Raw genomic sequence first — 18,716 nt, forward strand, 5'->3', positions numbered from 1 at the left:
CCTCAGCTCCTGCCCTTGATCAAATGGTGATCGAACCCTTGCTCCACCAGGTAACGCCAGGCGACCTGGACCTCGTCGGGAATCAGCTGTTCCGCCTGGAAGCCCAGCGCAGGGTAAACCATGATGCGGTGCACATCCCCGACCATCTCGTCGATCAGCCCCAGGACCCCGATCAGGTTGCTGATCCCTCCCGGAAAAGCGAACGACGGCGCATCCACACACGCCTCCAATTCGGGCCACTGCACGGGCAAGGTCAAGGCCACACGGCGGATGGAGTTCGGTTTGGTCAGGAACGTCGCTCGATGCACCTGTGGGAACAGCGCCTTGGCAAACGCGATGTTCTCGGCAAAGTTGGTGGCGCGCGGTTCCAGGGTGAATTGATCCGCCGTCACCCCCAGCGCCAGGGCTCGTTGCGCAAAAATATCGGCTTCGGTGCGTTCCCACAAATGCTTCGTCCAGTTGCCGGTATTGCCGGTGAACAGCAGGTGCGGGGCGACGCCTTTTTTCAGCAGTTCGCAGGCGTAATCGCAGACCCGCAAATCGTAGGAACCACAGACCACGATCAGCTCGCAAGCCTGGTGCTGGCGCCCTGCTCCGAGGAAGTCCCACAGGACGGTGGCGTGTTGCAGGGTCGGCGTCATGAGCGGGCGAACCTCTGGGCAACCCGCCCACTGATGAACAGACCGCTATTGCCAAAGACGTGAGGCCCCAGATCGGTCAGCGAGACCGGCAGCGCGGTGAAATCCGCATACACCCGCGTCGCGCCGTGATCGGTCAACGTCGAGTCTTCGCCGATGCCCACACACAGCGCGCCGCTGCTGATCGCCGACTGCACGCCGCTGACCGAGTCCTCGAACACCAGGCATTCATCGCTCTGGCGCTCCAGTTGCGCCGCCGCCAGGCGATAGGCATCCGGCGCCGGTTTGCCACTGCGCACGTCGTCGCGGCAAATGATGCTGTCGAACACCGATGTCAGATTATGTTGCTGCAGGACATGTTCGACCCGCGCTCGCCAACTGCTGGTGACCAGCGCCATGGGCACCGCGCTCGCCTTGAGTTGCGCGATAAACGCGGCCACCCCCGGCACCAGCGCACAAGTCGAGACCTGCTCGACCGCATCGACTTGCTGCTTGATCGCCACGCGCTGCGGCTCGTCAAACTGACCGAACAGCGCCTGCATCGTATGACCGCCCGGGCGGCCGTGAATGTGTTCGGTGATAAAGGCCTGATCCACGGCCACGCCGTAGCGCCGGGCGACGCTGGTCCAGGCGAATTCGATGACGTCGCGGGACTGGATAAGCACGCCGTCCATATCAAAGCAGACGGCTGTAAACGTTCGTTGTGTCATGAGTTGAACTTCGCATCTTCTGATGAGCAATAAACGCCAGCACTGTGCCGATCAAGGCAAACAGCGCCATCACGTAGTAGGACCACTGCGGCTGCGTTTCGTACAAGTACCCGGCAAAAGGTGTGGCCAGGCCCATGGGCAGCGCAACCGCCAGGGAGTAATAGACGCCCTGAGTAAAGACCTGAATGTCTTGCGGCGCATGGTCGCGAATAAACCGCATGATCGCCGAGTGGTACGCGGCAAAACTCAGGGCATGCAGGCACTGCCCCAGCAGAATCACCGACACCGCATCACTGTTGGAAAACACCGCCCAGCGCAGCGCCGCACAGACGCTGGAAAAGATCACGATGGACAAGGGCGAACAGAACGACAGGACCTTATTGGAGAGCGCGAAGTAAGTGATTTCCGCCAACACCGCCACCGACCAGAACGCGCCGATATAGGCCGAAGAGTAGCCCTTCACGCCCCAGCCAATCGACGCCGTGGAAAAGTACAGGGTGTGGCTCAGCTGAATAAAACTGGCGGCGGCAATCGCGATCAACAGACTTTTGTGCGCACACAGCGCCTTCCAGTCCGGTCGTTTAATCGTGCGGCTGACCGGCTGCAAATGTGCCCGGGACACTTGGCGCTTCAAGCGCAGACAGGCCAGCGCGGTGAACAACATGCTCGCCGCAATCACGATCGGCACCCAGGATTGGCTGGAGTGCGCGAACAACAAACCGCCGAGGGTCGAGGTCAGGATAAACGCCGACGAGCCCACCGCCCGCACCCAGCCGTAGTTCTGCAACGCCTGTTTGTCACGCTTGAGCAGATAGGACTCGGACAGTGGCAACACCACCATCCACAGTCCGCCAAACAGCACGCTCAGGCACACGAAGATCCACAGGTGCGCCGGCATGAAGTAGAACAGCAACGTACAGAATGACGCCGAGAACCCGAGAAAAGCGGCGAGACGCAGTTGGTCCACGCGCCAGTCGGCCACGTACGTGATAAACACCCCGGTAAACACCTGGGGCCAATAAGCCGCTGCTATCAGCAGGCCTATCTGGCTGGCGCTGAACCCCAGCGAATCCAGCCAGGTCGGCCAGAACGGATAAATAATCCCCTCGGCCGCAAAGAACCCGAAAAAGATCAAATACATTCGTCAACCATACGCTCAATGCTCCAAAGCAGGGCTCCACGGGAGCCCTGAAAACGATCCCTTATTCGAAGCGTTGTTGGGTGAAGCTGTTCTTGCCCTTGCGCCAGACGATCAGCGATTCACCCATCACCACCAGATCGACCATGCCTTCTTTCAACGCATCCAGCGCGTCCTGGGACGAACAGACGATCGGCTCTTCATGCCGGTTGAACGAGGTGTTGATCAACGCTGCCTGGCCGGTCTTGTCGTGCCAGGCGTTCAACAGGCGATGCATGAACGGGTCGCCTTGCGGGCGGATGACCTGCGGCCGCGCGGTGCCGTCGATGTGCACCACCGCCGGGCTGGCCTCGCGAAACTGCGGGTGACAATCGTAGGTCATGGTCATGGTGTCTGCCGCGACCTGATCCTCATCCCAGCCGACGTAGCACGCGGCGGCCTGCTCAATGGCCGTGACCGGGCCGAACGGCATGAACTCGGTGCGGTGCATGCGCTTGTTGAGCCAGTCGTTCACCTCGGCATCCTGGGCGTGATAGACGATGCTGCGGTTGCACAGCGAACGCGGGCCGAATTCCATCTTGCCCTTGAACATGCCCAGCACCTGATTCTCCAGCAGCGCCTCGGTCAGGACGTCGATGATGTTCGACGGCGTGTGGTAACCGAGTTCGGGGTAGTCACGTGTGATCAGGTTGATGTTCTGCGACACGCTGCGCGCTTGCGGCCCGAGAGCCATCGCCGGGTTCTTGAAACGGGTGCCGTTTTCCAGGTACGCCGCCCCGACCGCCGCCGCCAAGGCCAGGCCACCATCGCCCATGCACGGCAACACGTAGACGTTTTTCACCCCTGGAATCTCGCGCAGGCGCTGATTGAGTTTCACGTTGCCGAACACGCCGCCAGCCAGGCACAGGTTGGTGCTGCCCCGTTGCGCCAGGTGATGCGTGACCGTCGCCACCAGCAGGTCTTCGGTGTGGCGTTGCACGGCGGCGGCGATGTCTTCGGGGGTTTGCCGGGCGAAGAGGGTTTCCAGCGGTTCGCTGTAGTGGTGGTAGGACGGCAGGAACAGATCACCGCAGCAGGCCTTGATGCGCCCGTCTTCGAAACGGATCATTTGCTGCATCACCCCCAGCAGCTTTTGTGGATCGCCAAACGCGGCCAGGCCAGTGACTTTGCCTTCATGTCGATTGGGTTTGTAACCGAGCAAGTGGGTGATCCGACCGTAGAAATAACCCAAGCTGTCGACGCTGGTTTCGCGCTGCAACACCGTGGTTTCGGTGGGGCTGTACCAGGTCACGGTCAAGGACTGGAAATCACCGCGGCCGTCGCAGGTCAGGGTCAATGCCTCGTCAAACGGTGAGCAGACATAGGCGCCGAGGGCATGGCACTCATGGTGGTCAATGTAATAAGCCTTGCCGGTCAACTCATTGGCCGTAATGAATGCTTCAAACTCGGTTCGTTTCTCTTTATCGTTTTTGACTTCATCCGTTATACGTTGTCGGAATTGTGTCAGCCCTTGCGGATTATTCCGGACTTCTTCAACGATGCGATCAAAGTACAACTCAAGGTGTTTATCGGCACTGAAACCAGCATTCCATCCATACGCAACATAATTGACATCTTCGAGTGATAACCCCGCTTGGTTCAGTACAAACTCAATGGACTGTTCCGGCCAGATCTTGTGATCTTTTATACGAGTAAAGCGCTCTTCGCTGACCGCTGAAAGAATCTGACCATCACGTACCAGGCAGGCACCCGACAAATCATTATTAGTAATGCCTAAAATGATCATAACTGCTCCTTGTTCTTGCCAATTCCAGTGATGACTGTGCCTACGCTTGATAAGCGCAGCGCTCTAGCCTGGGTTTATGAGCGAATTTGCGGCATCTATCGCCGAACGTCATAAAGGGTGAAGTGGCGGAGTCAAACGACTCGCCTGAGATATGCCTTACGGGAAGACATCAAGAGTGTGTATTGCCATCGCAAAGTCCTTTTGCAAAAAAAGTCCACGGGCATTTACCTGTGTGCCCGGCTTCATGCCGGGGTAACAAGTGGATGTCGATACTTCTTATTCTTGCCATCAGAGTTGGCTATGTCGGTGCAGGCAACAGCCTAGTAGCAAACTTGCGAAGAATCTCTTGCACCCTCCACTAAAAATTAAATACCACGCTGACCTCCCCTGTTTCCGGGGACTTCAGTGGGCAAAATAAACAGTTAGATTCACCCGGCATAAAAAAGGCCCGCCGAAGAGCATTTTGCTCGTCGGCAGGCCATTGCTTGTAACTTCAGACAGGATCAGTCGGCATTTGCCTCAGACCATTTCGTGCAGGATCCACTCGGTCACCGAAGTACGTTTCGGCGCCCAGCCCAGCTGTTCACGGGCATGTTTGCCGCGCACCCGGCTGTTCGAACCCAGGCCATAGTTGGCCATTTCATAACCCCACTCGGCTTCGGCGTCTTTCAGCGGCCAGTCTTGCGGCTCGCCGAGGTTCAGGGCCTTGGCCATGGCGGTGGTCATGTCGATAAACGACGACTCTCCGCTTTCGACAAAGTAGAACGTGCCCGGAACGTTTTTGGTCAGCGCCAGCAGGTACAGGGCGACGACGTCTTCGATGTGCACGTTGGACCAGATGTTCTGGCCAGTGCCGACGTGGCGCACCACACCACTTTTACGGGCCTGTTTGAGCAGGCGCGGCAACTGCACGCTGTCGCGCTTGACGCCCAGGCTGTGGCCGTAGATCAGGGTGTTGCAGATGACGGCCGAGTTCACCCCGTCCTTCGCGGCGGCGAGGATCAGGTCGTCGATGGCCACGCGGGCGGCTTTGTCGACGGTGGGTGCCGGCAGGTTGTCTTCGTAGTAGATGACGTCGCTGGATTTACCGCCCGACGCATCGCCGACGATGCTCGAACCGCTGGTGTGCAGGAACACTTTGTTGGAACCGCGCAACGCATCGAGCAAAGCTTCTACAGCGGCGCGATGGTCGCTGCTGGCGGCGTTGATCACAGCGTCGGCGGCGCGGGCCTGCTCGGCCAGCAATGCGCTGTCATCGAGGGTGCCGATCACCGGCGTGATGCCCAGAGCGGTCAGTTCATTGGCTTGTTCGGCGCTGCGCACCAGACCGGTGACGTGATGGCCGGCCTGGACCAGACCCGTGGCGATGGAACCGCCGATAAAACCGGCAGCGCCGGTAACGAATACGTTCATGGAGAAACTCCCTGCGTGAATAAGTGATGCAACGAGTATCAACGACCGATCCCTGTCGAAAAATCCCCGGTGGCCCAATTCACTCTTGCGCAGGGATCACGAATCAGCCCTTGAAATCGGAATTCGCGTACACCGCCAATTTGCCCTGGATGAAGTCCAGGAAGCACTGGATGCGCAGGGCCAGTTGCGAGTTGCGGTAGTACACCGCGTTGATCGGTTGGCGATAACCGCTGTTGAATGCCGACAACACCTCTTTCAGGCGTCCGGCGCGGATGTCGTCGTGGGTCATAAAATCCGACAGGCAGGCGATGCCCTGGTTTTCCAGCGCCAAGTGCCGCACCGTCTCGCCGCTGGAAGCGTTGATCGCCCCGTTGATCGGCCAGCGATCACCGTGCACATGACGCAACGGCCATTGGTTGAGGCCTTCGTTCTGGGTGAAGCCGATCAGCGTGTGATCGTTGAGGTCGGCGACGGCAGTGGGTGTGCCGTGTTGCTCAAGGTAAGCCGGGCTGGCGACGATGTGCAGCGGGCTGCAACCCAGGGAGCGCGCATGCAAGGTCGAGTCGGCCAGGGTGCCGATACGGATGGCGATGTCGGTGCTTTGTTCCAGCAGGTCAATGATCAGGTCGTTGCTGTTGAGCTCGAGCTGGATGTCCGGGTAGAGACCGCGGAACTCATCGATGTACGGCACGATGGCGTGCAGCATGAACGGTGATGCGGCATTGATGCGAAGGCGTCCGGACGGGGTTTGCTGGCGGGAGTTGAGGCGTTCTTCGAGTTCGTCCATCTGATCGAGGATCCGCTTGGCGTGTTCGAAGAAATACTTGCCTTCCTCGGTCAGGTCCATGCGCCGCGTGGTGCGGTTGATCAGCGTGGTATCGAGCTTGGCTTCCAGGCGCGACAACGTGCGGCTGACCGCCGACGGCGTTTGCCCGACTTGCTCGGCCGCAGCGGAAATCGACCCGCATTCAATCACGCAGACGAAAATCTGCAATTCATCGGATCTGGCTTTCACTGAATTCCTCTTATCGATATTGCTGCGGCAAATCCCTGCAGATGAGGGGTTTACTGTGGCTCTGGTCACAGATTCCGACTGTCGATAGTAGCTGACTGTCAGGCCTTGAGCCCAAACACCTCAGTCAAATGCTGCTCATAGCGCTTCACATCACCTTCAATGTCCGGGCGTTTCATCACGTCCACGCACAGGAAAGTCGGCAAACCGGTCATGCCGAGGAAGGTGTTGGCCTTGTGGAACGGGAAGTACACCGCGTCCACGCCTTTGGCTTCGAAGAAGTCGGTCGGATCGTCAAAGGCTTGCTGCGGCGCGTTCCAGGTCAGGGACAACATGTATTGCTTGCCCTGCAACAAACCACCACTGCCGTACTTTTGCGACGCATCGGAACGGGTGCGGCCGTCGCTGGCGTAGAGGCTGCCGTGACCTTCGGTGAAGACTTCGTCGATGTACTTTTTCACGGTCCACGGTGCGCCCATCCACCAGCCCGGCATCTGGTAAATGATCACGTCGGCCCAGACAAACTTGGCGACTTCTTCGGCGAGGTCATAGCCCTCGTCGATGAACGTGGTCTTCACGTCCAGGCCCCCACGATCCAGCACGCTGAGCGCGGTGTCATGCAGGGTGGTGTTGTAGCGGCCATCGGAGTGGGCGAACTTTTTGCCGCCGTTGAGCAAGAGGACTTTTTTCATGAAGGATCTCAGAAGGTTGGGAATTCGATGGCGGCAGAGTAGCGATGCGCCTCGCGTGGAATAAGCCACGAATTCACAAAATTCATTTGACCAAAACGCACGAATCGATAGGCGATTGTTGCCATAGACTTTCGCCGATTCTTATTTTCGAGGGATTTTTTCGATGAGTGATGTACAAGGCTTCATCCTGCACGCCAAGACCCGCCCGGAAAAAGCCGAGGCCTTTGAAGCGCTGTTTCGCGCCTATGTCGCGCCAAGCCGCGCCGAACCCGGTTGCATCGAGTACCACATGCTGCGCGACCAGCAGGACCCGACGCTGTTTATCTTTTACGAGATCTGGGAATCCCAGGCGCATCTGGATGTGCACTCGAACCTGCCGCACATGAAGCAGTTCCGCGAGCAGCGCATGAACTTCCTTGAGCGGGATTTCGACATTCGCGCCATCGAGATGCTCAGCCCGTCGTCTAGCCGCTGATCAGCAAGTGGCCGCCGAGTGCACCAAGGCCGATGAAGAACACCCGCTTGAACAGCACGGCGCTGATCCGCTGACGCAACCACTGCCCGAGCAACATGCCGAGCACCGCCGGGATCAGCGCCAACAGCGAGGCGCTCAACTCGCCACCGCCCAAGGCACCGCGCCAGAACAGGCCGGCGGCCAGGGCCAGGGTCGAGACGGTGAACGACAACCCCAGCGCCTGCACCAGTTCATCCTTGTTCAAGCCCAGTGCTTGCAGATAAGGCACTGCCGGAATCACGAACACGCCGGTGGCTGAAGTGATAACGCCGGTTAGCACACCGCAGACCGGGCCGAGCCAACGCTCGGTGCGACTGCTGACTCGCAACGCTGGCAGAAACAATCCGCTCAAGGCGTACACCAACAACGCCGCCCCCAATCCCCGCACCACCCAATGCCCGCCGGCCATGCCGATCCACAGCGTACCGGCGCCGGTGCCGATGAAGATCGCCAGCAGCATCGGCCACAAGCGTTTGATCAGCCCTTGCAGATGCCCGCCGAAGGCCAGTTGCCAGACGTTGGTCAGGGTCGCCGGGATGATCAACAACGCGGCAGCCTGCGACGGCGCCATAGCCAGGCCGAGCAGGCCCATGGCGATGGTGGGCAGGCCGAGGCCGATCACGCCCTTGATCATGCCGGCCAGCAGGAAGGTGGCGATGACCGATACAGACAGGGCCAGACCGAGGTTTTGGTAGAACGCGGCGAGTGTATTCATGGGGCTATCCTGCGCCCCGGCGGCCGGGTTGAAAATCTGCCATATACTGAGGGTGCCTCTTGATATGACAGAGGCACGATCGTTCCCACGCTCTGCGTGGGAATGCAGCCCGTGACGCTCAGCGTCACTTGCCGAAGCGGATGCGGAGCGTCCAATGAGGCATTCCCACGCAGAGCGTGGGAACGATCCTGTGGAAACTTATGCACTTCGACCTCACCGACCTGCGTCTCTACCTGAACATCCTCGACACCGGCAACATCACCGCCGGCGCCGGCCGCACGCATCTGTCCCTGGCCGCCGCCAGTGCACGCATCCGCGCCATGGAGGCGTCGCTGGGTATCGAGTTTCTACAAAGGAATCGCCGCGGCGTCACGCCCACGCCCGCCGGCAAGGCGCTCGCCCAGCACGCCCGGGTGCTGCTGCAACAGGCCGAGCGCATGCAGCAGGATCTCGCCGACTACGCCAAGGGGGTCAAAGGCCAGGTGCGGTTGTTGTGCAACACCACGGCGATCACGGAATACCTGCCGGAGCTACTTGCGGACTTCCTGCGCGAGCATCCCAACCTCGACATCGACCTGCAAGAACTGCCCAGCGCACGCATCACTCACGCCTTGCGCCAAGGGGCGGCGGACCTGGGTATCGTTTCCGACGCCATCGACACCGACGACCTGCAAACCCGGCCTTTCCGCGACGACCCGCTGGTCTTGATCCTGCCCCGCGATCACCCGTTGGCCGACGCCGGCGACGTCAGTTTCAGCGACACCTTGCACCATGACTACGTAGGACTGAGTGCCGATAGCGCACTGGCGGTGTACCTGGAAGAACAAGCCCTGCATATCGGTTCGAGGATGCAAATCCGCATCCGCGCCGACGGCTTCGATGGCGTGATGCGCATGGTCGCCCGGGGCGCCGGGCTGGCGATCGTGCCCTTGGCCGCCGTCGAACGCTGGCCAGGCGAAAAGCCTTTCCAGAGCCGCGCCCTGCAAGAGCCCTGGGCCCAACGCAAACTGCTGCTGTGCGCCCGGGACTTCGCCGCACTGCCCGGTTACGCCAACGCCTTGCTGCCCGCCTTGACTCTCCCCTGAGGGGCAGACTTTACCCTTGAGGTTTCATCCTCAAGGACGCAGACGATGGGCAAGAAAATCCTGGTGATTCTCGGTCATCCTTCCAGCAACAGTTTTTGCGGCGCGCTGGCCGAGCGGTATGCGCAATCGGCGTTACGCGCCGGGCACGAAGTGCGGCAGTTGTTTCTCGGCCAGCTGGATTTCGACCCGGTGCTGCGTGAAGGCTATCAACAGATCCAACCGCTGGAAGCCGATCTGCGCCAGGCTCAGGCCGACGTTCTGTGGGCCGAGCATCTGACACTGGTTTATCCGATCTGGTGGGGCGGGATTCCGGCGTTGCTCAAGGGCTTTTTCGACCGGGTGTTCCTGCCCGGATTTGCCTTCAAGTACCGCGAAGGCAAGGCGTTTCCCGACAAACTCCTGCATGGTCGCACCGCGCATTTGCTGGTGACCATGGACACACCGCCCTGGTACTACCGCTGGGTCTATCGCATGCCGGGGCTGCACCAGATCCGCAAAACCACCCTGGCGTTTTGTGGCATAGAACCCCGGCGCACCCTCACCTTCGGCCCGATCCTGGGCTCCAGCGCGGGTCAGCGCGAAGCCTGGCTGCTGCGAGCCCAGGCTATCGCCGGCCGATAAGTCTGCCGATAATGGGCCCGGTTTACCCACGGCAAAAAAGGACTTTCCATGTACATCGGCCAGGCTGCGCAGCGTTCAGGAACCACCGTCAAGAGCATCCGTCACTACGAGGCCATCGGCCTGTTGCCACCCGCCAGGCGCCAGGGCAACTACCGGGTTTATGACCAACAGAGCGTCGATCTGCTGAGCATCATCAAGTGCGCCCAGCAACTGGGTTTCAAGCTCAAGGAGTTGCAGGCGATTTTCGCCGGCCAAACCGGCCAGCCACTGGCATGGAGCGACGCGCAGCAGGCGATCACGGACAAGAAGCGCGAGGTCCACGACCAAATCGCTGCGCTGACCCAACGGCACGCGCAATTGGTCGAGTTTGAAGACAGCCTGCAAAACGCCTGGAAACACTGCCCTTTAGAGCGAACTTGAACGCCATTGTCCGTACGTTAATCAACGCAAAATAAGCCCAAGGAATAACTTGCAAGGTACGGCTACATACGTACTATAGCTCCGGAGCGAACGTGTTGTCCGAGAGCCGTTTTCGCACAGCGACAGCGGTCAAGGAAGAACGGATCAGCTCCAATAACCTACAAGGAATGAAGGGGACGCTATGGTTGATTCATCGGAGTTTCGTAACGCAATGGCGATGCTGGGCAGCGCCGTCACCATCGTCACAACGGATGGCCCCGCAGGCCGTTTCGGCTTCACCGCTTCTGCCGTGTGCAGCGTGACGGATTCACCGCCGACGCTGCTGGTGTGCGTCAATCGCGCCTCGGCCAACCACGAGCATTTCAAAACCAACGGCGTGCTCTGTGTGAACGTGCTGACCGGGGGCCACCAATCCACCTCCGGCGCCTTCGCCAATCGTCAGTTGACCATGCAGGAACGCTTCTCCAGCGTTAACTGCCAGACCCTGGTGACCGGCTCGCCGGCCATCGAAGAAGCGCTGGTCAATCTCGACTGCCGTGTCAGCAAGATTGACGAGGTCGGTACCCACAGCATTTTTTACTGTGAAATCCTTGAGCTCAAACACAGCGAAGCCAAGGAAGGCCTGGTCTATTTCAATCGCAATTACTACCGTCTCAATGACGAAATGCGCTTGGCCCCCGATCAGTAATCGATGCCCCGACCTGCGTGACCGCCGCCGGTTTTTGCTGACCGGCAGCTCGTGCGCAACGGGTCATGACAGGGATGAAACCATGTTATTCAATGAAGACAACTTCGCGGATCTGGACCTGAACCTGATCATCATTTTCCTGGTGTTATTTCGCGAGCGAAGTGTTTCGCGCACGGCCGAACGCCTGCACGTCAAACAGCCGGCAATCAGTGGTTCGTTGGCGCGCTTGCGCAAGAAGTTTGATGACCCGCTGTTCCTGCGCTCGTGCAACACGATGCGCCCGACGTCGAAAGCGGAAAAACTGGCCCTGGCCCTCACCCCGGCCATCAGCCAGATTGAAGCCGTGATCAACCTCTGAGACGCATCAGGCAGACAGCCCTTTGGCCGGCCAACGGCCAAGGGTTCGCCGCCCGATGATAGCGGCTGGGGAAATGATCTTTGGGGGATGATGTCTGGGTGTTTTTTCAAGCTCGATTGCCGAGCCTGATGTCGAACTAGACCCGCGCCCAGAACGCCGGTAGAAAGCACTCGCTGACCAACAAGGCCGAGCCGTTGCGCGTAAAGCGCGAGCGCCGGGCCAGCAGCCGTTTGGCGTGTGGCGCGTAACGATAGGACAGCGCCGCCAACGGCGCGCCGGGGCTCAGCAAGGCACACTGGAACGGTTCGCGCAGGGTCTGTTCCGAGCGGTAGAGAATCTCCGCCAGCGGTCGGCCACCGTACCCGTTCAACTCGGCCCAGTCGGCGCTCAGGGCCGGCACACTGGTCAGGCTGCGCGCCGTGACGCAGGCCTCGCCGTCGATCTTCATCACCACTTCGCGCACCCAGCCGGTGGATGCCGGCGGGACATCAAGCGCTTCGGCTTCGTCATGATTGAGCAGCGTATGCGACTGCTCGATGACTTCGATGGAATAGTCGCCCATGGCTTTCAGGCGCGGGGTCAACGCGCCGGGCAAAAACAGCCAATGGTGCTCGGGGGCGGTCAACTCCGACAACGGTCCGGATGACCAATAATGATTCGTTCCCATGCTCACACACCTCCCTGGTGATCGTGAATCGGTTGGTTGCCGTGAAGGGCACTGCCCTTCACCTGCGGTGGATCAACTGCATTCAAGCGTCGGCGTCTTCGGTGACTTCATGCTTGCTGATGACATCAACAGTCTGTTCATCGAACTTGACCGCGGTGAGCAGCGAATCGAGCAGCCCGGGAAACCGCAGGTCCATGTCCTCGCGGCGCAAGGACAAGAGGTTTTCCCGACCGTACGGCCGTTGCCAAATCAGGCCGCTGTCGCGCAAAACCCGCCAGTGATGGGTCATGGTCGACTTCGATGCGCCCTTGAGGATCCGGCCACAGGGGTGTTCCTGGCCATCGGCCAACACCTTCAACACGGTCAGGCGCAACGGGCTCCCCAGCGCGGACAGAACATTCTCTAACAAGATCTGATCCTGGTTGGGGTGATTCGGGACGTTCATAGGTAGGTACCTTTGAGGATATAGGCGGGAAAAGTCATGCGTGAATTCGTCTATACGAGAACAGTAAGACTATACACAAAGATCCCTTTTCCCGCGATCAACGCCCCGGGCGCTACTGCCCGCTGAACGCTACTGTTCGGTGTTCTTCGCTAACGGCGATTCAGGCTCCTGGAAGCCGCCGCCCAACGCCGCCATCAATGAAATCGAACTGTCGACGTGCTTGCTGTTGAGGTAAGCCAGGCGCATCTCGTCCTGAATCAATTGTTGCTCGATGTTTAGCGCGTCGAGGAACGTATCTTCCCCGGCCTTGTAGCGCGACTGCGAAAGCTCATAGGACGACTGGGCAATCGCACACGCATCCTGTTGCACCACGATCTGCTGTTCGAAGGAACGCAGCTGCGTCACCGAGATCGCGACTTCGTGCAGCGCCGACGTCAGCACCTGGTTGTAGTGCGCAATGGAAGCATCCAGCTCGGCATTCCCGGCCTTGAGGTCGGAGCCCAAGCGCCCGGCATCGAAAATCGGCAAGGAAATGGTCGGCGCGATGTTCCAGAACTTGCTGACGCTGGCGAAAATCGCGTCACCGGACAAGGCATGTGTGCCCGCCGCAGCGACCAGGTTGATGTTGGGATAAAACGTGGTTTTGACCGCGTCGACATTCCTGTTCTCGGCCTCCACCCGCCAACGCGCCGCGACGATGTCCGGCCGGCGCCCGAGCAGCTGCGCCGGCAGTTGTGCGGGCAGCGCCACCGCGCTGGCTTGCAAGGTCGAAGGCCGCTCGATGCCCTGCGCCCGATCAACGCCCTTGCCCACCAGCACAGACAATTGCAGCCGCGCAATTTCGATGTCGTCCAGCGCACCGATCAGGGTCGATTCCGAGCGGGCCTTGAGGCTTTGCACCTGCTTCAACTGCGACAGGTTGTCCAGCCCCGAGTTGTAGCGCGAGTCCGACAATTCCACCAGTTTGCTCAAGCGCTCCAGATCCCGGCGATTGAGCTCCGAGACCTGCCAGGCATACGCCAATTGGTTGTAAGCCTTGACCACGTTGACCGTGAGAATCAGCTTCGACGATTGCAGGTCGACTTCCGCTGCCATGGCGCTGTTGAGCGCCGATTCCCAGGCCGCGCGCTGGCCGCCCCACAGGTCAAAGGTGTAGTTGAAATTGACCGCCAGGTTGCGCGCCGTGAAGTACTTGTGGCCTTCGCCACTGTAGTCCTCGAACTTCGACAGACGCCCACGGCTGACCCCCGCCGAGGCGTCCATTTCCGGGTAACGCTCGGCATCGCGCAAGTCCAGAAAAGCATTGGCCTTGGCGACCCGCGCCGAGACTTCCTGCAAGTCCGGGTTGCTCGCATAAGCCTCTTCGATCAAGGCCCCCAGGCGTGGATCGCCGAGGGACGACCACCAATCGGCACGGGGCCAATTGGCCGGTGGCAGCGTGTCTTTCAAGCTGTTCGAGGACGCCTGGTCAATGCTCAGCAATTGGCCCTGATGATCGATCCCGGCGTAGTTCACACAGCCGGCCGTCAACAGGATCGAAGCGGCCAGCGGCGCCAGCATGAAGCGTGTAATCCGATACATACAACTTCCTCAGATGGGTTGCGGCGCACTGACCGAGTGAGTTTCAGCGGCGCGAGCCGGCTGCTTGATCGAGCTCAGCAAGGTGTAGACCGACGGCAGGATGAACAGCGTGAACAGCGTGCCGATCAGCATCCCCACCACAATCACCAGACCCAGACCGAAGCGGCTGTTGGCACCCGCGCCGCTGGCGAACAACAGCGGCGCCAGACCCACCACCATCGCGGCGGTGGTCATCAGAATCGGCCGCAGACGCACTTGCGCGGCATGTTGAATCGCTTGCACGCGGTCCATGCCTTGCTTGCGTTGCAGTTCATTGGCGAACGCGACCATCAGGATCCCGTGCTTACTGATCAATCCGATCAAGGTAATCAGGCCGATCTGGGTGTAGATGTTCAACGACGTCATGCCCAGCGCCAGCGGCACCAGGGCCCCGCAGATCGACAGCGGCACGCTGATCAGAATGATGAACGGGTCGCGGAAGCTCTCGTATTGCACGCTCAGCACCAGGTAAATGATCACCAGAGCCAGGCCGAAGGTGAACACCAGGCTGTTGCCTTCCTGCACGTACTGACGCGCATCGGACTGCCAGTCGAAACTGAAGCCGGCCGGGAAGTTTTCCGATTGTTTTTGCAGGAAGCCCACGGCATCGCCCAGGGTCACGCCCGGGGCCGGAATGGCCTGGAACGTGGCGGAGTTCTGCTGGTTGAACTGGGTCATGCGGTTAGGCTCGACCTTCATGCTCAGGGTGGCCAGCGTCGACAGCGGCACCGGGTTGCCCTTCTGGTCTTTCACGTAATACAGCTTGAGGGTTTCCGGGGTCAGGCGGTCGGCGGAAATCGACTGCGGAATCACGTCATAGGAACGCCCGTGGAAGGAGAACCGGTTGACGTACTTCTCGCCGATCAGGCTGTTGAGGGTCTCGCCGATGTCCTGCATGCGAATGCCCAGGGCGTTGGCCTTGGCGCGGTCGATCTGGATTTCGACCACCGGGTTGTTGAAGTCCAGGTCGCTGTCCACCACCGCAAACAAACCACTGGCCTGGGCCGCCTGCTTGAGTTGGTCCATCACGTTGAACAACGCCAGGTATTCCTGATCGCTGCGAATGACCATTTGCACCGGCAACCCGCCGGTCGAGCCCGGCAATGGCGGCATCTGGAACACAAAGATGCTGGTGCCTTCGATCTGGTTCACCTTCGCCTGCAAGTCGGGCTGGATGGTGTTGGCGTCGCGACCGCGTTTTTCCCAGTCCACCAGGTTGATCCCGCCGACGCTGTTGGACAGCCCGTCGGAACCGTTGGCCACCCAGTTGCTGTAACCCTCGGGAATCTCGTTGAACGTCTCGTAGAGCTTGTGGGCGTAGGCTTCCAGGTAGTTGAGGTTGGCATGCTGCGGCGCCTTGATGGCGGTCAGCAGGATGTTCTGGTCTTCCAGCGGCGCCAGTTCGGTCTGCGCCGAGCGGTACAGGAACGGCAGGCTGAAAAAGATCACCAGGGCCACGCTCAGGCTGATCCAGCGTCGAGCCAGGGAACCGCCGAGCAATGCGCCGTAGCGCCGGGCCAGGTACTGGAAGAAGCGGTCGGCCTTGACCGCCATGAAGCCTTCGCTGCTTTTGGCATCCAGCAGGCGGGTACTCATGATCGGCGACAACGTCAGCGCGACGATCCCGGAAATCACCACCGCACCGGCCAGGGTCAGCGCAAATTCCTTGAACAGCGTACCGGTGAGGCCGCCCATCAAGCCGATCGGCGCGTACACCGCCGCCAGGGTAAACGTCATCGCCACCACCGGCCCCGCCACTTCACGGGCACCGATCAACGCCGCATCGAACGGCGTCTTGCCCTCCTCGATGTGCCGGTGGACGTTCTCCACCACCACAATCGCATCGTCCACCACCAATCCGATGGCCAACACCATCGCCAGCAAGGTCAGCAGGTTGAGACTGAAGCCGAACATCTGCATCAACATCGCCGCGCCGAGCATCGACAGCGGAATGGTTACCAACGGAATCAGTACGGTGCGGAAGGTACCCAGGCACAGGTAAATCACCAGCACCACAATCACCAGCGCTTCGAGCAGCGTGTACGACACTTCGTCAATCGAGGACTGAATGAAGTGCGCCACTTCGAACGGGATTTGTACGGTCACACCCGGCGGCAGGGTTTCCTGGATCTGCGGGATCAGTTCCCGCACACGCTTGACGATCACCAGCGGGTTGCCGGTCGGTGCGGCATCGAGGCCGAGGAACAGCGCCGGGACATCGCTCATCGAACCACTGGTGTCGGTCGCGGCCGCATTCAGCTCGACCGTGCCCACGTCGCGCACTCGAATGATCCGACCGTTGTCGTTGCGCAGCACCATGTCGCGGAAGTCTTCGACGCTGTTGAGGTCGGTGTTGACCCGCAGGTTGCTGACCACGTACAGGCCTTTGACCTGACCCGGTGCGGCCTGGAAGTTATTGCCTTCGATGGCTTTCGACACGTCTTGCCCGGTCATGCCGTAACCGGCCAAGCGTTGCGGGTCCAGCCACAGGCGCATGGAGAGTTTCTGCTCGCCCATGATGTTGATTTTCGCCACACCTTCGATCCCGGCGAACATCGGCTCGACGACGCGGGAGATGTAATCGGACATCTCCGGGATGGTCAGGTTGGAACTGGCAAACGCCACGTAGGCCACGCTGGTGAAACCGCCCGAGGTGCGTTCCACCACCGGGTCATAGGCATCCTTGGGCAAGCGATACTTGATCTGGTTGACCTTGGCCATCACCTCGGTCAACGCCGAGATCGAGTCACTGTTGAGGGCCATGCGGATCGTGACCAGGCTGCGGCCCTGGGTCGAGGACGACGACAGGTAGTCGATGCCCTCGACCGAGGCCACGGCCTGGCTGATCGGCTGGGTGACAAAGCCTTGCATCAGTTCCGACGAGGCGCCGGGGTACTGGGTGGTGACCGTGATGGTCGACGTCTCCAGCATCGGGTACTGGCGGATCGGCAAGTTCAGCAACGCACGCACACCGAACAGCAGGATCAGCGTACTGACCACCACTGCCAGCACGGGGCGGCGTAGAAAGATGTCGGTAAATTTCATTGTTTCGACCCGGTTGCGAGGTTAAGACCAATCGTGTCCGGAACACCTTCCACCGCCACGCCGTCATGGAGTTTCAACTGCCCGGAAGTCACCACTTGCACGCCTTCGGTCAGGCCTTTGTTGACCACCGCCCAGCCATCGCGACGCTCACCGACCTTGATGCTTTCACGTTTGACTTTGGTCACGCCGGCCTCGTCGAGGTACACCGAGAACACGCTTTCGCCATAAGCGTTGTAGGTGATGGCGGTTTCCGGGATGAGCAGTTCCGCGGTTTGCGGCAGCGTCACCGAAACCCGCGCATACATGCCTGGGCGCAGCAGTTTTTTGGTATCGGTAATCACCGCCTGGACGTTAATGGTGTGGGACTGGTTGATCTGTGGATCGACCGCCACGATCTTTCCCAGAAACTTCACATCGGCCCAGGCATCGACCTTGGCCTGCACGGTCTGGCCCAGTTCCACGCGGGAACCATCGCGCTCGGCCAGAGTGAAGTTGACCCGCAGCACACCCGGATCGGTCAGCGTCGCGACAGCGCCGCCGGCTTCAAGGTATTGGCCCAGATGCGCCTGGCGAATGCCCAGGGTGCCGGCGAACGGTGCACGGATATGGCGCTGGGCAATTTGCGCCTGCATGCGTTCCATATCACCTTTGGCGGCATCCAGTTGAGCGCGGGCACTGTCGAAGGCGCGGCGGCTTTCGGCACCGGTCTTGGCCAGTTCCTGCACCCGAGCGAATTGCGCCCTGGCGGATTCGAACTCGCCCTTGAGGCGTACCAGCTCACCCTGTTCGGGCGCATCGTTAAGGGTCAGCAACACTTGCCCGGCCTTCACTTCATCGCCGGACTCGAAATCGATATCCACCACCTTGCCGCTGACTTCAGCCGAGACCAAGACCTGACGCTGCGCTTCGAGCTTGCCGATCGCTTCGAGGTAGTAGGTGTACGGTTGCTTCTTGACCTGGGCCAGACCGACCCGGGTGCTGGGGATTCGTTGTTCGGCAGCCGCCGGGGCCGGTGACCAGAAACGCCAGCCCAATGCGCTGGAAATGATCACGACGAAGATAATAAAGACCAGTGTTTTAACTATATTTCGAGCAAGCATGTGGCACTCCCTTGACTCTTTACTGCGAGCACAAAAGTTTAAGAATTAA

General features: G+C 60.0%; 19 protein-coding genes. 6 read left to right on the forward strand and 13 right to left on the reverse strand.

Annotated elements, in window-relative coordinates; genetic code table 11:
- Positions 1-2: 2 nt before the first annotated feature.
- The 7 genes from FQ192_RS05630 to FQ192_RS05660 form a co-directional block, all read right to left on the reverse strand.
- Positions 3-641 carry a YdcF family protein gene (locus FQ192_RS05630; RefSeq protein WP_149657690.1) on the reverse strand — a complete coding sequence of 213 codons (639 nt, stop codon included), beginning with the start codon at positions 639-641 and terminating at the stop codon, positions 3-5.
- Positions 638-1,348 carry an HAD family phosphatase gene (locus tag FQ192_RS05635; protein WP_149657691.1) on the reverse strand — a complete coding sequence of 237 codons (711 nt, stop codon included), beginning with the start codon at positions 1,346-1,348 and terminating at the stop codon, positions 638-640. The genes FQ192_RS05630 and FQ192_RS05635 overlap by 4 nt, the downstream gene beginning before the upstream one ends.
- Positions 1,314-2,489 (reverse strand): MFS transporter, encoded by a 1,176-nt coding sequence (locus FQ192_RS05640; RefSeq protein ID WP_149657692.1) that lies wholly within the window; start codon positions 2,487-2,489, stop codon positions 1,314-1,316. The genes FQ192_RS05635 and FQ192_RS05640 overlap by 35 nt, the downstream gene beginning before the upstream one ends.
- 61 nt (positions 2,490-2,550) lie before the next feature.
- Entirely contained in the window at positions 2,551-4,272 is a 1,722-nt protein-coding gene (locus tag FQ192_RS05645) for a carbamoyltransferase C-terminal domain-containing protein (RefSeq protein WP_149657693.1), read from the reverse strand.
- Between the two features lie 519 nt (positions 4,273-4,791).
- Positions 4,792-5,685, reverse strand: a complete 894-nt coding sequence (locus FQ192_RS05650) for an NAD-dependent epimerase/dehydratase family protein (protein ID WP_149657694.1) — start codon at positions 5,683-5,685, stop codon at positions 4,792-4,794.
- Positions 5,686-5,788: 103 nt separating this feature from the next.
- Entirely contained in the window at positions 5,789-6,700 is a 912-nt protein-coding gene (locus FQ192_RS05655; protein ID WP_149657695.1) for a LysR family transcriptional regulator, read from the reverse strand.
- Between the two features lie 98 nt (positions 6,701-6,798).
- Positions 6,799-7,389, reverse strand: a complete 591-nt coding sequence (locus FQ192_RS05660) for an NAD(P)H-dependent oxidoreductase (RefSeq protein ID WP_149657696.1) — start codon at positions 7,387-7,389, stop codon at positions 6,799-6,801.
- Positions 7,390-7,552: 163 nt separating this feature from the next.
- Between FQ192_RS05660 and FQ192_RS05665 the strand changes: the two genes are divergently transcribed.
- Positions 7,553-7,864: a putative quinol monooxygenase gene (locus FQ192_RS05665; RefSeq protein WP_149657697.1), complete on the forward strand. Its 312-nt coding sequence runs from the start codon at positions 7,553-7,555 to the stop codon at positions 7,862-7,864.
- On the opposite strand, the gene FQ192_RS05670 is transcribed toward FQ192_RS05665, so the two are convergent.
- On the reverse strand, positions 7,854-8,618 hold the full coding sequence (locus FQ192_RS05670; protein WP_149657753.1) for a sulfite exporter TauE/SafE family protein: 765 nt from the start codon (positions 8,616-8,618) through the stop codon (positions 7,854-7,856). The genes FQ192_RS05665 and FQ192_RS05670 overlap by 11 nt on opposite strands.
- 200 nt (positions 8,619-8,818) lie before the next feature.
- Here FQ192_RS05670 and FQ192_RS05675 point away from each other — a divergent pair, with 200 nt between their 5' ends.
- The 5 genes from FQ192_RS05675 (at position 8,819) to FQ192_RS05695 (ending at position 11,790) form a co-directional block, all read left to right on the forward strand.
- A complete protein-coding gene (locus FQ192_RS05675; protein ID WP_149657698.1) occupies positions 8,819-9,703 on the forward strand; it encodes a LysR substrate-binding domain-containing protein in 885 nt (294 codons plus the stop codon).
- A 45-nt stretch (positions 9,704-9,748) separates the two neighbouring features.
- A complete protein-coding gene (locus FQ192_RS05680; protein WP_149657699.1) occupies positions 9,749-10,324 on the forward strand; it encodes an NAD(P)H-dependent oxidoreductase in 576 nt (191 codons plus the stop codon).
- A 48-nt stretch (positions 10,325-10,372) separates the two neighbouring features.
- Positions 10,373-10,744, forward strand: a complete 372-nt coding sequence (locus FQ192_RS05685) for a MerR family transcriptional regulator (protein WP_149657700.1) — start codon at positions 10,373-10,375, stop codon at positions 10,742-10,744.
- A 181-nt stretch (positions 10,745-10,925) separates the two neighbouring features.
- The gene (locus tag FQ192_RS05690; protein WP_149657701.1) at positions 10,926-11,432 is read left to right on the forward strand and encodes a flavin reductase; all 507 of its coding nucleotides are present in this window, start codon (positions 10,926-10,928) and stop codon (positions 11,430-11,432) included.
- Between the two features lie 82 nt (positions 11,433-11,514).
- Positions 11,515-11,790, forward strand: coding sequence for a LysR family transcriptional regulator (locus FQ192_RS05695; protein WP_149657702.1), 276 nt, complete (start codon positions 11,515-11,517; stop codon positions 11,788-11,790).
- Between the two features lie 136 nt (positions 11,791-11,926).
- Here FQ192_RS05695 and FQ192_RS05700 read toward each other — a convergent pair whose 3' ends face one another.
- From FQ192_RS05700 to FQ192_RS05720, 5 genes are all read right to left on the reverse strand, one after another.
- A complete protein-coding gene (locus FQ192_RS05700) occupies positions 11,927-12,457 on the reverse strand; it encodes a chorismate lyase (RefSeq protein WP_149657703.1) in 531 nt (176 codons plus the stop codon).
- A gap of 82 nt (positions 12,458-12,539) precedes the next feature.
- Positions 12,540-12,866, reverse strand: coding sequence for a helix-turn-helix transcriptional regulator (locus FQ192_RS05705; protein ID WP_256672227.1), 327 nt, complete (start codon positions 12,864-12,866; stop codon positions 12,540-12,542).
- Positions 12,867-13,031: 165 nt separating this feature from the next.
- A complete protein-coding gene (locus FQ192_RS05710; protein WP_149657704.1) occupies positions 13,032-14,483 on the reverse strand; it encodes an efflux transporter outer membrane subunit in 1,452 nt (483 codons plus the stop codon).
- A gap of 9 nt (positions 14,484-14,492) precedes the next feature.
- A complete protein-coding gene (locus FQ192_RS05715) occupies positions 14,493-17,567 on the reverse strand; it encodes a MexW/MexI family multidrug efflux RND transporter permease subunit (RefSeq protein WP_149657705.1) in 3,075 nt (1,024 codons plus the stop codon).
- Positions 17,564-18,667: an efflux RND transporter periplasmic adaptor subunit gene (locus tag FQ192_RS05720; protein WP_149657706.1), complete on the reverse strand. Its 1,104-nt coding sequence runs from the start codon at positions 18,665-18,667 to the stop codon at positions 17,564-17,566. Before FQ192_RS05720 ends, FQ192_RS05715 begins: the two co-directional genes overlap by 4 nt.
- Positions 18,668-18,716: the final 49 nt, after the last annotated feature.

Origin of the sequence: Pseudomonas sp. ANT_J12 (assembly GCF_008370045.1) — a bacterium.
Lineage (GTDB): Bacteria > Pseudomonadota > Gammaproteobacteria > Pseudomonadales > Pseudomonadaceae > Aquipseudomonas.